Annotated in this window: 11 protein-coding genes; all 11 read left to right on the forward strand. The window is 61.8% G+C overall.

Annotation, left to right across the window (positions count from 1 at the left end; genetic code table 11):
* The first annotated feature begins 89 nt into the window (after positions 1–89).
* The 11 genes from FYJ85_RS05555 to FYJ85_RS05605 all read left to right on the forward strand — a co-directional run bounded on the left by FYJ85_RS05555 (position 90) and on the right by FYJ85_RS05605 (position 15673).
* A complete protein-coding gene (locus FYJ85_RS05555; RefSeq protein WP_177995143.1) occupies positions 90–1181 on the forward strand; it encodes a LacI family DNA-binding transcriptional regulator in 1092 nt (363 codons plus the stop codon).
* A gap of 369 nt (positions 1182–1550) precedes the next feature.
* Positions 1551–2246 (forward strand): type II secretion system protein, encoded by a 696-nt coding sequence (locus tag FYJ85_RS05560; protein WP_106054558.1) that lies wholly within the window; start codon positions 1551–1553, stop codon positions 2244–2246.
* A gap of 50 nt (positions 2247–2296) precedes the next feature.
* The gene (locus FYJ85_RS05565; protein WP_154417233.1) at positions 2297–2980 is read left to right on the forward strand and encodes a type II secretion system protein; all 684 of its coding nucleotides are present in this window, start codon (positions 2297–2299) and stop codon (positions 2978–2980) included.
* 77 nt (positions 2981–3057) lie between these two features.
* A complete protein-coding gene (locus tag FYJ85_RS05570; protein ID WP_154417234.1) occupies positions 3058–4149 on the forward strand; it encodes a LacI family DNA-binding transcriptional regulator in 1092 nt (363 codons plus the stop codon).
* A gap of 14 nt (positions 4150–4163) precedes the next feature.
* The gene (locus FYJ85_RS05575) at positions 4164–7868 is read left to right on the forward strand and encodes a type 1 glutamine amidotransferase family protein (protein WP_154417235.1); all 3705 of its coding nucleotides are present in this window, start codon (positions 4164–4166) and stop codon (positions 7866–7868) included.
* Between the two features lie 112 nt (positions 7869–7980).
* Positions 7981–8574: a tetratricopeptide repeat protein gene (locus FYJ85_RS05580; protein WP_154417236.1), complete on the forward strand. Its 594-nt coding sequence runs from the start codon at positions 7981–7983 to the stop codon at positions 8572–8574.
* Between the two features lie 14 nt (positions 8575–8588).
* Positions 8589–9485, forward strand: a complete 897-nt coding sequence (locus FYJ85_RS05585) for a peptidylprolyl isomerase (protein WP_106054553.1) — start codon at positions 8589–8591, stop codon at positions 9483–9485.
* Positions 9486–9500: 15 nt separating this feature from the next.
* A complete protein-coding gene (locus tag FYJ85_RS05590) occupies positions 9501–11255 on the forward strand; it encodes a glycoside hydrolase family 35 protein (protein ID WP_106054552.1) in 1755 nt (584 codons plus the stop codon).
* Between the two features lie 280 nt (positions 11256–11535).
* Entirely contained in the window at positions 11536–13041 is a 1506-nt protein-coding gene (locus FYJ85_RS05595) for a tyrosine-protein kinase domain-containing protein (RefSeq protein WP_106054551.1), read from the forward strand.
* Entirely contained in the window at positions 13041–13799 is a 759-nt protein-coding gene (locus FYJ85_RS05600; RefSeq protein WP_154417237.1) for a tyrosine-protein phosphatase, read from the forward strand. Before FYJ85_RS05595 ends, FYJ85_RS05600 begins: the two co-directional genes overlap by 1 nt.
* Positions 13800–13801: 2 nt before the next feature.
* A complete protein-coding gene (locus tag FYJ85_RS05605; RefSeq protein WP_106054549.1) occupies positions 13802–15673 on the forward strand; it encodes a hypothetical protein in 1872 nt (623 codons plus the stop codon).
* Positions 15674–15681: the final 8 nt, after the last annotated feature.

Below are 15681 nucleotides of genomic sequence, written 5' to 3' on the forward strand. Positions count from 1 at the left end.
GGCGCATTCCGCTTGACAAATCTCCGGGCAGCGTGTATGATATGCCGGTAATATACGTTGCATGTGAAATCCCCGGAGAGCAGGCTGCCATGAACGGCAAAATCAATATCAACACGATCGCGAAAACGGCGAAGGTTTCGACCACCACGGTGTCGAACTTCATCAACGGCACCGAGGTCTTCCCGATCTCCCCGGATACGCGGACGAGGATCAAAGACGCGATGCGGCAGCTCAACTACCGCCCGCACATCGGCGGCATTCTCATGCGCCGCAACGCGCCGCGGCGCGGCCGGGTCGGCTTCGTGATGGGGGAGGACGTCACCTCGCCGGTCCTCCACACGGCCGGAATTCCGCTCGTGCAGCGGATTTTGTGCGAGCTCGAAAAAGCGCTCGACGAGCGGCTCGACATGAACCTTGAAATCCTGCGGATCAGGGACGAAGACTCCCGCTCCGAATGGAACGCGCGGCTGCTCGACCTCGACTGCCTCGTCAACTACGGGCAGGTCAACAGCCTCATGTGCGACACGCTCTCCCGGCGCAACCTGCCGATGATCGAGGTCTATTCAGCCGAAACCTTCCGCCGCCACGGCGATTTCACCGGCGTCGACGAGGAGTTCGACTTCCTGTACTGGCGGAACGACCGGCAGATCGAAACGCTGTTCGACCACTTCCACCGGCGGGGAGCGCGGCGGTTCATCTTCGTGTCGAGCTGCAACGTCAGGGCGCTGCGGCCGGACTACTACGGTTACGACGCCGAAATGAAGCTCGAGGGCTTCAAGCGGGCGCTGGCCGCCCATCCGGACGCTTCCGGCACGATCCTCATGCCGCGCAATGTGGGGGATTTCAACATGTTCCGCGAATTCAAGCTGATCCGCGAGCTGCTCGAGCGCGAACAGAAAGCGCTCGCCGGAGCCGATGCCGTGATCTGCCACAACGATATCGTCGCGCAGGGAGCCGCCTCGATCGCGCTCGAACTGGGCCGGAAACCCGGCGCGGACCTCATGCTTTCCGGCGAAGGAGATTACCGCGAATTCCAGGAATGGCACCCGGCGGTCACGACCAGCAGCGTCGACTACGCGGCCCTGACCGAACGGCTCTGCGAATTGATCGAGCTCCGAACCGCGGGCCGCGCCGGGAAGCTCCTCCGGATCGAACTGCCCACGCTGCTGCTCAGGCCGTAGCGGCGGCCGGGAGCGGCCCGTTCACCGGTTTCATCCGTTCGGCAGCTCCTCTGTATCCCGCAGCCGGAAACATGGCCGGCACTCCGGCATTTTTTCCATTTTTTTTCAATACCCTCTTGACAACCGCTTTTCGGTTTGGTATAATTATATTGCAGGATATACGATCAACATACAATGTTCAACATATAACCATCAACATCCGATATAAACGACAGGAGGTTCACAACAACGGAAATTTGAAGATGATCACAATGTGCGGCAAGGCGGAGCATGGGGAGCGTATAATATGTACTATGTTCAGCCGTGTCGAACAGAACACACAGGAAACGGAAAAACAGGGAAAGAAGAAAAATGAAAAAGAGGCACAAAATGCGTAACATAGTACATATTATGCGTTTCCGCTTCACCTTGATCGAGCTTCTGGTTGTCATCGCGATCATCGCAATTCTGGCCTCGATGCTGCTGCCGGCGCTGAACCAGGCGCGGGAACGGGCCCGGGCCACCAGCTGTCAGAACAATCTCCGGCAGCTCGGGCTGCAGATTCAGCTCTACGCCGACAGCAACAGGGACCGGCTTCCGGAAGCGGATGCCAAAAGCTCGGGAGTCAGCTGGGAACACCGGCTTGTCAACAGTATGGTTCAGTATTCCGGCAAAGTGACCAAGCTGTTCAAATGCCCCAGCGACACGATCCCGCGCACCGCCGCCGCGCTGGCAGTCAACAACAACCCCAAGAGCTACCGCTGCAACGGTTACCTGTGGGGAAACGCCGATGGTTCCTGCATCGAAGGCGCTTATCTGAGGACAAGAAATCGGCCTTCGCAACTGATCTCCCTCGTCTGCCAGCCGCATGAAGGAATGGTGTTCTACTCCGGGACCGCCGCATTTCAGTATGGTTTTTCCATGCCGAGCGCAACCAGTTCCGGCCAGTGGACGCACGGTTCCAAAGGCACCTACCTTTTTCTCGGGGGGAACGTCGGAAACGTCTCTTTCAATTCCGCGACGGTTTCGGACTCAACTCTGTCCAAACGCCACTGGCGGGCGAACAAGGCTGAATCCGAGCCCTGATTCTCCCGTGCGATATCCTGAAAATACCCAAATTAAAGAAAAACAGAATCATGAAGAACCGGAACAGAATACGTAATATCTTCACCGCCAGCCGTTTTCCATTCACCTTGATCGAACTTCTGGTTGTTATTGCAATCATTGCGATCCTGGCCTCGATGCTGCTGCCGGCACTGAACCAGGCGCGGGAGAAAGCCCGGGAAACCACCTGCAAGGGAAACCTCAAGCAGATCGGGCTCCAGTGCCAGATGTACGCCGACGCCAACAAAGACCGCCTGCCGCAAGCCGACAGCGGCGTCGGCTGGGAGCACCGGCTTCTGGACGGCGGATACATCCCGTATTCCGGCGGCGGCGTGAAACTGCTGCGCTGTCCGAGCGACCTCATCAAACGCACCACAACCGAACACAGCCCCAAAAGCTACCGGGCGAACGGATATCTCTGGTCCGACGGCGACGCATCCTGCCTGAAGGGGGCAATCAACCGGGTGCGGAACCGGCCGTCCCAGCTGATCTCCCTGGTCTGCCAGCCGCACGAGCAGATGACCTGTTACAGCGGCGCAGTCGCAACCCATTACCAGTTCTCGATTCCGACCCAGTGGACCCACGGCGGAACCAAAGGGACATTCCTCTTTCTGGGCGGCAATGTCGACAATATCATGATCAACAGCGCGAATGTCAGTGACGGAACCATGCACAAGCGCCACTGGCGGGCGAACAAGGCCGAATCCGAGCCTTAATCACCGTTCCGACGGATTCCGCCCCGCCCCCCGGAACAACACGACGGCGGCCGGTTTCGGCCGCCCGATGGAACATCATGGACAACAAGATCAATATCAACACCATAGCGAAAACGGCAAAGGTCTCCACCACCACGGTGTCGAACTTCATCAACGGCACCGAGGTCTTCCCGATCTCTTCCGACACCCGCGGCCGGGTCAAAAGCGCGATGCGCAAACTCAACTACCGGCCGCACATCGGCGGCGTCCTCATGCGGCGCAACGCGCCGCGCCGGGGCCGGGTCGGTTTCGTGATGGGGGAAGATGTCCGTTCGCCGATCCTCCATACCGCCGGGATTCCGATCGTGCAGCGAATCCTGTGCGAACTCGAAAAAGCGCTCGACGAGCGGCTCGACATGAATCTCGAAATCCTGCGGATCAAGGACGAGGACTCCCGCGCCGAATGGAACGCGCGGCTGCTCGACCTCGACTGCGTCATCAACTTCGGGCAGGTCAACAACCTGCTCTGCGATTCGCTCTCCCGGCGCAACCTGCCGATGATCGAGGTCTATTCGGCCGAAAGCCTCCGCCGCCACGGCGATTTCACCGGCGTGGAGGAGGAGTACGATTTCCTGTACTGGCGGAACGACCGGCAGATCGAACTGCTGTTCGAACACTTCCACCGGGCCGGCAGACGGAACTTCATCTTCGTGTCGAGCTGCAACATCAAAGCGCTCCGGCCCGATTATTACGGATACGACGCCGAAATGAAGCTCGAAGGCTTCAAGCGGGCGCTGGCAGCGCACCCGGACGCCTCCGGACTCGTGCTCTCCCCGCGCAATGCCGGGGACTTCAACATGTTCCGCGAATTCATGCTGACCCGCGAGCTGCTGACCCGCGAACGCGAGGCGCTGGCGGGAGCCGACGCAGTGATCTGTCACAACGACATCGTCGCGCAGGGCGCGGCGTCGACCGTGATCGAGCTCGGCCGCGTTCCCGGAAAGGACATCGCCCTTTCCGGCGAAGGCGACTACCGCGAATTCCAGCATTGGCACCCCGCGATCGTCACCAGCTGCGTCGATTACGCGAAGCTGACCGACCGGGTCTGTGACCTGATCCGGCGCCGGACCGCCGACCGCACCGGCGCTCCCTGCCGGACCGAAATTCCAACTTTACTGATCGAACGATAAACAAAAGGTATGCCATGAAACGACTGTTCGCCGGTATTTCGGCACTGTTTGTGCTCGCCGCCTCCGGGGCTATGGTTCCGGACGGATTCCATTTTGAAAAGAACGACCATTTCCTGACCCCCTCCGAATCGCTCAGCTTCACCTACCGGTTCCAGGACGGTGACGACAGCGCGCTGCGCGAAGGAGTCGACTACCGGATTTTCGACCTCGCCAACCGGCAGCTTGCCGCCGGTGTCGCCCGCGCCTTCGAAAAACAGGGCAGACTGGCCGTCTACCGGCTGCTGACGCCGAAGCAGGTTTCCGCGCTCAAGAGCGGCTGGCATACGCTTGAAATCAAGCCGGCAGCCGACAAACAGGCGGCTTATTTCCGGATGAAATTTTATGTCCGCAGCGGCAAATTCGCCCATCGGGTCGTCTATCTGCTCGACAGCGTCACGCCGGAGGGATTCGCTTTCTGGATCAATGGAGACGGCAACCTGATCGAGCCGCTCCGCGATTTCCCGGAGCAGGGCAAGCCGGACTGCGTCGTGGTCTCAAGCTATGCCCCGCTGCCGGAATCGAAATTCGAAGCACTGAAATCGTACGTCGCAAACGGCGGAACCGCTCTTTTCTTCGGCGTCAACCATCCCCAGCTTGACGAGCTGAACCCGCTCAAGCTGAACCGCGGCTCCCTGTATCCCGCCGCGCCGAAGCGCGACCATGCGGGCAATCCCGCCTACCTGCTCAACGCCTCGACGGCCGAAGATGCAAAGCTGCTGCAGGCCGCTTCCGACGGTTCTCCCGAAATCGCCGAAAAGCGGTTCGGCTCCGGCCGCGTCATCGCCTACGCCGGAGCGCTGAAGCCGGGCGCCGGTTACGATGGAATGATCTATCCGTACGGTCTCGGACTCAAGGCCGAACGTCAGGCCCCGGCCGTGTTCCGCGCCGCCGCGCCCGACGCCGACGGCTTTCGCGAAGGGATCAGCCGCAACAACTTCGGGCGGTTCGGCTGGCTGAACGACGACCGGATCAACGCCATCAGCATCCGTCCGGAACAGACCTTCCGGATGTGGGACGTCGATCAGGATTACTTCGGCGTGAGCTTCTCCGGCAGCCACACGCCGGGCAAACTCGCGGCACTCAAAACCAGCTGGCTCGGCAAATCCATGCTCGGGACCGGCGGCCGCTGGGGACAGGGCACCGAAATCGTCTGGGGGCTCGGCACGCCCGGCGTCCTGCTGCGCAACCCCGATGCGGATAAAGTTTCGATCGAGAGCCCGATGTCGGCGACGCTGGCCTATCCGGTCAAAGGCGGGACCCGCGCGATTTCGCTGGAACCGGGCGCGATGGTCGATCTCAAGGGACTCTCCTCCAACTGGTTCCTGGTCTGGAAGCGGACGGACAAATACGATGCGTGGCCGCTGCTCTTCACCTTCAGCCGTAAAATCTCCGCTGCCCGGATGAACGGCAAACACCTTGAAATCGATTTCGCGAAACGCGGCGTCGATCTCGCCGTCATGCCGCTGGCCGGCATCAAGCACTACACGCCCGCCGAAACCGTCGGCTGGGAACAGGCGCTCCCGGCGGACATCGCCGCCCGCTGCGCCCGCTGGAGCCGGATTCAGGCCGCGCGGACAGTCGGCTGCACCGAACGCTACAAGCTCGACAAGAAGAACGGCACCGTCCTGATCCGCAACGACTTCGACTATCTGGTCATTCCGAACGACTGGGGCGTCGAGCCCGAATACGTCGCTCCGGTTCCGCCGCTGCTGCCGCTCTATGCGAAGTCCGGCAACGTGAAGTTCGCCGACGGAACCGCCGACCTCGACTACGCGACTTTTCAGGGGCCGCTGCACGGAGTTTCCGGCAAACGTTCCGAATACACGCTCGCGATTCCGGAAGTCGATTATCCGCTGCCGGTGACGGCTGCCGATCCGCACCTCGAACTGCCGGTGAACAAAGCGCTGTTCGAACGGATCACCGAACACCTAGCGGAGCCGGGGCTCTCCTATATCCCCTCCGACTACGGCATTGTGGAACGCCGGGAAAAAACGGTCTACCCGGAACGCGAACTGCGCGAAGCGACCTCCATGAAACCCGGCCCCGAAGCGGCGGAATGGAACTACATCGACCTGCACCGCACGCTCGGCGGCGTGGCCGGCAACCTCATGTTCAAGCCGTATCTCGACGGCATCAGGGGATACGGCGACACCCGCGCCCGGCTCAACGCGAAGATCGCCCGGAATATCCGGCGCGACATCGAATTCTTCCAGTACAAGACCTTCCTGCGTTACCGGCAGGAGCCGTTCACCGGCGCCTGGTACCTGATGGCGTTCATCGCCCCGGTCCGCTTCAACGACGGCTACTGGATGTTCCACGACATGAATGAGACGGCCGGCATCTTCCTCCAGACGCTCGGCCTTTACAGCCGCATCATGGGCGACCCGGTATTCTTCGCGTCGAACGAACCGTACATCGACCTCTTCATGAGCAATCTCCTGGTTTCGCACGACTGGTCCTGGATGGCCTCGAATGCGGTCGAATGGGGCATGGGCAACAACATCGACATGCTGAACGCCGAGCTTTCCGGCTGGGCCGGGATGGTCCGGATCAAGGAGTTCCTCGGCAAGCCGGACGAGGCCGACTTCGGCCGTTACATGGCCGCCAAAGCCGGCGCATCGACCGGGGCCCGGCTGCTGATGAGCGAATTCTATAACTCGCTGAACTTCCCGATTCCGCCGCACCTGGCGCCGGTTATCCACGAGATGGCCGACGTTGAACAGGCCGGACGCAAGGACGCCTACCTGCCGCTCGGCGTCTCACAGGGCTACGGCGAAGGATGGCCCTCGCTCTGGCCGACTTCGATCTCGAAGGGGCTGCTGAACCACTTCATCGACGGCAAGGACTTTTACAGCACGAGCAAGGGCGTTCCGGTCGAGCTGCTGGCCTTCTACCGCTCGAACGAGGCGCTGGCGGAACCGCTGCGGAAGTACGAAGCCGCCTTCCGCGACGCCGCATACGCCGCCAAAGCGCCCTATCTGTACAGCCGGACCGCCGGCAACGCCTACCTGAAGTCTCCGCGCGACCGCGCCGATCTCGAACGCATGCTCTACCGCACCTTCACCATGCCGGGCTGTTCGGCGAACGCGCTCGGCGCCGGGCTGGCCGACTGGGAGACGCCCGCGATGGTGATCCTGCTCGACCTGCTCCGCGAAAGCGCCGCCGAAGACCGGCGCGCCGGACAGCTCCCGTTCGGCGATGAACGGGCCGGAACCTTCCAATGGGAAACCGCCGGTCCGAAAAACGCCGCCTCCGCCTCGAAGGTCCGGACCGTTCGCGCCGCCGACGAGCCGGAGAACGTCGCGGACGGCGCCGTTTCGACCCGGATCGAGCTCGCCGCGCCGGCCGGCAGCGAGTCGCCGGCCGCCTTCACGCGGTTCGATGCGGCCGCGGCCGCCCGGAAGAAGTGCACGGCGGTCAGCTTCCGGTACAAGGCCGAAACGCCGGGTTCCCTGCGGATCGCGCTCCCGAACCGCGACTGGACGCGCCGCGCCGAAGCCGTGCTTCCGCTCGACGGGAACGCCGCCGGATGGCGCACTGTCAGGCTTGAATTCGAACGGGACTTCAAGTTCGGCAGGAACGGCATGAAGCCGGAGGAGCTGCGCGGCGAAATTTTCCTGTACAACGCCTCCGGCGCCCCCGTGAAGTTCATCATCGACGATCTCCGCCTCGAACCGTAAGGAGAGACAGACCGGAATCCGCCAGGCCGAACTCAGGTTCGGCTTTTTTTATGCCGAAACTTTGCAAAACGCAGAAAGGCGGGCTATCTTATAGGATATGAACAGACAACATTTGCTTACAATCGCAGCAGTTCTCTGCCTGGCCGGAGGCGTCACGGGGTGCGGCAAAGCCCATCCTGCGCCGCCCGTTGAGCGCAATTCCCTGATTCTGCGCTTCTTCAACAGCATGACGACGGCGGATGCCGCAGCCGCTTCGGAACAGGGCGAAAAGCTTCGGCAGATGGACAATGCCAACGATTACATCATCAAGCTGGTCACGATCCAGCAGAGCAACGCCTACCTGCAGCGCGCCCAGGGTGAAATCAACGCCGGCAACATCGACAAGGCGCTGGAAATTCTGAATGAAGGGGTCAAGACGTATCCGGGCAACCGCGATCTGTCCCGCCAGCGCGGCCGGGTCCGCCAGCTCCGCAACGCGAAGATGCTGCTGAATGAGATGAAGGAGGCGAAAAACTCCGCGGCCATGTCGGCGGCGCTGACCGCCGCCTCGACCGGGCTCTCCGCGAACATGACGCCGAAGCTTCAGGCCTATTTCAACAGTTACAAGCTCAAAATCGATGAAACCGCCCGGGAAGAGGCGGCCAGGACCGCCACTCCCGAACCGACCGTGAACCCGGCGGCAACGCCCCCGGCCCCGGAAAAATAGGAGCCGGCCGAAAAATGCGGTTTCTGCCCGTCATGCTGCTGACAATGGCCGGCATTCTGCTCCCGGCTGCGGAATTCGATACGCTCCCTGCCATCGTCGCAACCGTCGACGGCCATGCCGTGACCCGCGACGCGGTCGTCGCGCGCCTGAAAAACTCCGGAAAACTTTCACCGGAGGGTGGTCCCGCCGCCATGCGGGCCGCGGCGCGGCAGGCGGCGGAGACGGAGGTCTACTTTTTCCTGCTCGGCCGGCTGCTGGCGACCGAAAACATCACGCCGTCGGAGGAAGCCGCGGCACGGCATCTCGCAGAGCTCGAGCGGCTGCTTCCGCACGGGCTGCCGACTCGCGAAAGCGGGGAAAAGGCCCGCATCGCCGCCTCCGAAAACTACCGCTGGAACGTCGCGCTGCAGGAGTTCCTGCGCCGGGCCGCTCCCGAGGTCATCGCGGTCAGCGACGCCGAAATCGAACAGGTCTACCGGCTGAATCAGGATCAGTTCCGGCTGCCGGAGCAATACCAGTTCGGCGTGATCCGCATTCCGAAGAGCCGGGCCGACGCCCGGGAGGCGGCCGAAACGGTCCGCGCCCGCCTGCGGCAGGGCGAGGATTTCGACCGGGTCGCAGCCGAGACCAACCCGTCCGGAGCGGAGCTCTCCGAAACGGACCTGCTCGGACTCCTGAAGCAGGGTGACCCGGCTCTGCCGGCCGGCAGCGTCAGCAGACTCCTTGAAAATCAGGAGGCCTATTTTCTGATCAAGGTCAAATCGAAAACGCCCGGACGCTACATTCCGCTCAAAGACGCCGCCCCGTACCTGCGGCTCCAGCTCCGGTCCGAAAAAACCGCAAAGGCGCTCGAAACGATTCTGCGCGGCGAACTCAAAAAAGCGAACGTTCAATTTTTCATCGACCAATAACGAAAGAGGTAACACATGGCCGGAGTCGAAATCTCAGGCGGCGCGATCCGGATCGCCGGAAAGCCGACGCAGATCATCTCGGGAACCATTCACTATTTCCGCATCCGTCCCGAGCAGTGGCGCGACCGCATCGCCAAAGCGAAGATGATGGGCCTCAACGCGGTCGAAACCTATGTCTGTCACAATCTGCACGAACCGAAACCGGGGCAGTTCGACTTCGCCGGCATGCTGGATCTCGAAGCGTTTCTCGACGAAATCCACCGGGCCGGACTCTATGCGATCGTCCGTCCCGGCCCGTACATCTGCGCCGAGTGGGAGAACGGCGGGCTGCCGGCCTGGCTCTCCGCCCGGCCCGGCGTCGAGTTCCGCTGCATGAACCCTGCTTTTCTCGCCGCGAACGACCGGTATCTGAACACGGTTCTGCCGCTCGTGAAAAAGCACCTGTACACGGCGGGCGGCCCGGTCATCATGCTGCAGATCGAAAACGAATACGGCAGTTACGGCAACGACAAAGCCTATCTCAGGCATGTCCGGCAAATCTGCCTCGACAATGGAATCGACGTGCCGCTCTTCACTTCAGACGGGCCGGACGACTGGATGCTCCAGGGCGGCACGATCCCCGAATGCTTCCAGACCGTGAACTTCGGCAGCCGTTCCGCCGAAGCGTTCGCCCAGAGCCGCAAATACCGGCCGGAAGGGCCGGATTTCTGCATGGAGTTCTGGAACGGCTGGTTCGACCACTGGGGAGAAGAGCACCACACCCGCGCCGCCGATGATGTGGCACAGGAGCTCGACGCGATGCTGAAAACCGGCGCCTCGGTCAATTTCTTCGTGTTCTGCGGCGGAACCAATTTCGGCTTCACCGCCGGCGCCAACGGCAACGGCGACCGGCCCGGCGACTACGCCCCGACCGTGACCAGCTACGATTACGACGGCCCGCTCACCGAATGGGGCGACCCGACACCGAAATTCTTCGCCTGCCAGGAGGTCATCCGCAAATACCGCCCCGACGCGCCGTTCGGCACTCCCTCCCCGGTCCGCAAAGCCGCCTACGGCAAGGCGGAGCTGACCGAAAGCGCCCCGCTGCTCGAAGCGCTCGACCGGCTCGCCGCAAAGCATGAATCGGTGCGGCCGCCGACCATGGAGGCGTGCGGCCAGAACTTCGGCTTCATCCATTACCGCACGAAACTCTCCGGCCCGTTCGACAACCGGCTCTACTTTCCGGAAGTGCGCGACCGGGTCATGGCCTGGGCGGACGGGAGCTATCTCGGGACCGTCTACCGCAACGACGCCGACCGTTTCCTGCCGGTCAGAACCGGGCCGGCGGGAGCGGTGCTCGATCTGCTCGTCGAGAACACCGGACGCATCAACTACGGACCGCTCGTCGGGCGGGACTGCAAGGGACTGCCGCTCGGCGTCGGCATAACCTGGCAGATGCTGAGCAACTTCGAAGTGTGGAACCTTGAGCTCGACGACCTGAGCGGCCTCGTTTACGGACCGTTTTCGGCGGAAGAGAACCGGCCGGCCTTCCATCGCGGCAGCTTCGATGTCACCGAGACGGCCGAGACCTTCCTCGAATTCCCGGGCGTCAAGGGCGTGGTCTGGATCAACGGCTTCAACATCGGCCGTTACTGGAACATCGGCCCCGGCAATACGCTCTACATCCCCGCGCCGCTGCTGCGCAAAGGGAAAAATGAGATTGTCGTCCTTGAACTGCACAAGCTGAACGCTCCGTCGGTCACGCTGACCGACCGGCCCCGGCTGGACTGAACGGTTCCGGCGGAGCCTCGCGTTTCAGGAGCTCCGCAGCGGCCCCCGCTGCCGGATTCAGAGAAATTGCGCCGCGCCCCGGAGGGCGGGCCATTTTCCCCTGAGGAATGAAACGGGCCGGATACCCGGCAAAGTCTGAAAAACACGAGAAATTTTGTTTTTCAAGGCAGTAAAAAGTTAAATCCGGGTGTATAGTATGATGATAGTACCTGCAATTTTCGAAGAAACCCGGATGAATGGACGACAGAAACAGCATTATCCCGCGGAGGAGTATTGATTGATGAGACGGATGGAGGAAATCGATTTCTTTTTCTTTTGGAGAAACCTGCGGAAACATTATCTGTGGATCGTGCTGGCGGGCGTCCTCTGCGGCGTCTCCGCCTATCTGGTCTGCCGTTACCTGGTTCCTCCCACCTATAAGGCCGAAATCTCTCTTTTCGCCTGGGGCGGCAATCCGAAATATGAAAACGAGAACCATCTGCTGCCGTCCGCCGGACCGGCGGCAGACGATGCCGACGACGCCCGGAAACCGCGCGAACTGACCCAGCAGGATATCATATTCGGCAATCTGCTCGTGAACGACTACAAGGAACTGCTCGGCAGCCGCAACGTGAGCAATGAAGCGCGCCGGCGGCTCAATCTGGAATATCCGGAGCTGGCCGAGGTGCCGTACCGGTTCGAGGCGCTGGTTCTGAACAAGACGCGGTTCATCAAGGTCTCCGTCTTCAGCCAGTCGACGGTCAAAGCCGAGAAAGCGGCGCAGGTCATCGCCGAGGTATTTTCCGAGTCCGTCGAAAAGTTCATGAAGATCAAGCGGGTGCAGGTCGTGGATTCCCCGCAGGTGCTCGGCAAGGTGAGTCCGAAAACGGCGCGCGTCACCGTGATCGCGTTCCTGCTCGGCGCCGGTTTCGTCTTCGGGCTCTTCTGTCTGTACGATTTCTTCCGGTACACGCTGCGCAACTCGGATATCGTCAAGGCGGAGCTCGACCTGCCGACCATCGGCATGATCGGAACCTGCTCCGAAAAGCAGAATGCGAATCTCGCCTGCCTGACGGAAAAAAGCGACAGCTACTGCTTCAATCATATCCTCGAAGATTTCCTGCTGCTGCAGACCAATCTGCAATACTCCCTGCCGAAAAAGAACAGGGCGCAGATTCTGGTCCTCACCAGCGCGTTTCCGAAGGACGGCAAAAGCTTCACCTCGCTGAATCTGGCCCTGACGCTGTGCGGCAACTCGAAGCGCGTGCTGCTGATCAACTGCGATCTGCGCAAGGCGGAGTACGACTATCTGGATCTGCCGCGCCAGCCGGGACTCGTGAACTTCCTGCTGGGTGAAAAGAAGATCGACGAGGTCATCCACAAGAACGTGCTCGGGACCCCGCTCTCGGTGATCCGCAGCGGCCCGATTCCGCCGAACCCGACGCGGCTGCTTGAAATCTTCCAGACCTCCGGCATTCTGGATGAGCTGGCGACCCGGTACGACTATATCATTCTCGACTCGCCGCCCTGCATGAACATGGCCGATCCGCTGCTGCTGAGCAAGCTGGCCGACGGAACGATTCTCGTGGTCAACAGCAGGCGCACACCGGTCGATGCGGTCCGGCAGGTCGTCGACCAGCTGCGCAAATTCGATGTGAATATCCTCGGCGTCGTCCTCAACCGTTATTCGGCCCAGACCGCCGGATACGGGTATGGTTACGGATACGGCTACGGCTACGGTTACGGATACGGCGAAAGCAAGAGTTCCCGGAAAGAAAAAGCGAAAGAGAAGAAGGAAGAGGCCTGATGGTCGATATTCACTGCCACATCCTTCCGGGGATGGATGACGGTGCATCGGATTTCAAAACTGCGGAGCAGATGCTGCAGACGGCGGCAGAAGACGGTATCGACACGCTGATCTGCACTCCGCACTATTCGCCGAAGGCGTACCGTGACTGCCCCCGGGTCCTTGAGAAGCTTGCCGGCAGCGCAAAAGCCGCGGGCATCCGTCTGCTGCCGGGTATGGAGTATTCGTTCGCCCGGCTCGATGCGGAGATCGAAAATCTGCGGCCGCTCGGAGAAAGCTCATTTGTCCTGATCGATCTGGGCGTTCCGAACCTGCCTCCGTCCATCGAGGAGCTGTTTTTTCTTCTGGGCCGGAACAATATGCAGATCATCATCGCCCACCCGGAGCGGTACCTGACGGAAGTGGAGTCCGCCCTGGAGCTGTCGCGGCTCGGCGCCTTTTTCCAGCTCAACGCCGACAGCATCCTCGGCGGCAACGGCCCGCGCTGCCGCCGCATGGCCGCGCGCCTGATCCGCAGCGGCTGCTGCCACTACGTCGCGTCGGACGCCCACGGCAGGCACCGGACCTTCCGCCTGAGCCGCTGTCGCGCCCATCTCGAGCAGCGCTGCGGGAAGGCGTACGCCGGAACGATCATGGATACGAATCCCGAACGGCTGTTGAAAAACCTCCCGCCGGTGAGCCTCCGGCCCGAGGAGAACGGCAACTGGCTTCTCCGGCTGCTGAAAGGCCGGAGGCCTCAGCGGAAAGCGAGTGTCTGACGATGCTGGAATTTCTTCAATACTATGCGAATTGGATCGTGTATCCGGGAGCGGCGGCGGTGTTCTCCGCGTTCTTCACGTTTTTTGCGATCCGCCTGCTGCCGCGCCTCGGCTATGTGGACAAGCCCGGCGGCCGCCATATCCATCAGCGGATCGTGCCCCGCGGCGGCGGGATCGCGATCATCCTCTCCTTTTTCCTCGTGCTCGGCATCCTGGCGCTGGAGCAGTCCGGGCCGGTGGCGGAACTCTGGAAGCGGCTGCTGCCGCCTTCGCTCCTGCTCGGCGGCCTCGGCATGGTCGACGACCGTTTCGAGCTGAGTTCCTGGATCAAGCTTTTCGTCCAGCTTCTCGTGGCGCTGATCGTCTGGAGCATGGGGGCGCAGACCTACAGCGTGTTCGGCTGGCCGGTCCCCTGGTATCTGTCGCTCACCTTCACGGCGGTCTGGATCATCATTATTCTGAACTCATTCAACCTGATCGACGGGCTCGACGGACTCGCTTCGGGACTCGCGATCGTCTCAGGCGGCTGCATGACGATCTGGTTCCTGCTGATCGGCGGACACGACGCGGAGGCGGTCACCATGCTGGTTCTGGCCGGCGCCTGCCTCGGATTCCTGCGTTACAACTTCTATCCGGCCCGGATTTTTCTCGGCGACACCGGCAGCACGTTTCTCGGACTGATCTTCGCGGTCATCGGCCTCTCGACGATCGACCATGCCGTGACCGCGACCTCGCTGCTGCTGCCGCTGCTGGCCATCGGCGTGCCGCTTTTCGACGTGATCCTCGCGATCTGGCGGCGCAGCATGCGCAAGCTGCTCGACCCGCATGCCGGCGGAATCATGGACGGCGACCAGGACCACCTGCACCATCGCCTGTTCAAAAAGACGCACAAGCAGGCGACGACGGCGCTCATCATGTACCTGCTCGGCTGCGGATTCGCGGCCGGCGTTCTGCTGCTGCTGGTCTTCCGCACTGCGGCGGCGATCGCGTACATCATCCTGCTGCTCGCGGTGCTGCTGGCCATCCGCCAGCTGGCGGGCGTCGAACTCAGCGATTCGGCGCGCCTGATCCAGAACGGCCTGTCGAAACCGCGCCGCGGGCTGCTGATCAACCTCGTACACCCGTTCATCGACTTTGCGCTGATCGGCATTGCCTTCCTGACCGCCCACTGGTGTGCGACCGAAGAAATCGGCAACCTCAAAATCTTCGTTTACTGCTTCTGTCCGCTCGCGCTGGTGCTCTGTTTTTCGGGAATCTACCGGGTCTACTGGCTCCGCGCCGGCGTGAACGACTACTGCCGACTCGCCCTGCTTATCCTGTCCGGGACCATCCTTTCGAGTCTGCTGCTGTTCTGCGGCAGCTACGAGTACATCGCCGATTCCTTCGGGGTCGGCATCCGGCAGTTCGTCACGGGAAGCCTGCTCTTCATCACGCTCGCCACGCTGCTGATCGTCTCGGAGCGGCTCATCATCCACTACGCGGGCTGGTTCTGGTTTCACGAGCTGTACGTGCAGCGCCAGCCGCCGGAACTGCAGCGGAAACTCGTCATTTACGGCGGCGGCCTGAAATGCCGGGTATACATCAACTGCCTCTACTGCGCCAAAAAGGCGGACAATCCCGAGCGGATCGTCGGGATCATCGATGACGACCCCGCGCTGCACGGGCTGCACATCTACGGCTTCCGCGTGTTCGGCGGAAGCGACCGCCTCGAGCAGATCCATGCGCGGCACCCGTTCGGCAAGCTCCTGGTCACGGCGCATACCGGGAACCGCGAACGGATGAGCCGCCTCGAAACGTTCTGCCGGGAACGCGGCATCGAGCTCCGCTATCTCCGCATCGACGAGAGCGCGGAAGATCCGGGCGCGACCGCCTGAGCAGCGAG

It is taken from the genome of Victivallis lenta (assembly GCF_009695545.1).
Taxonomy (GTDB): Bacteria; Verrucomicrobiota; Lentisphaeria; order Victivallales; family Victivallaceae; genus Victivallis; species Victivallis lenta.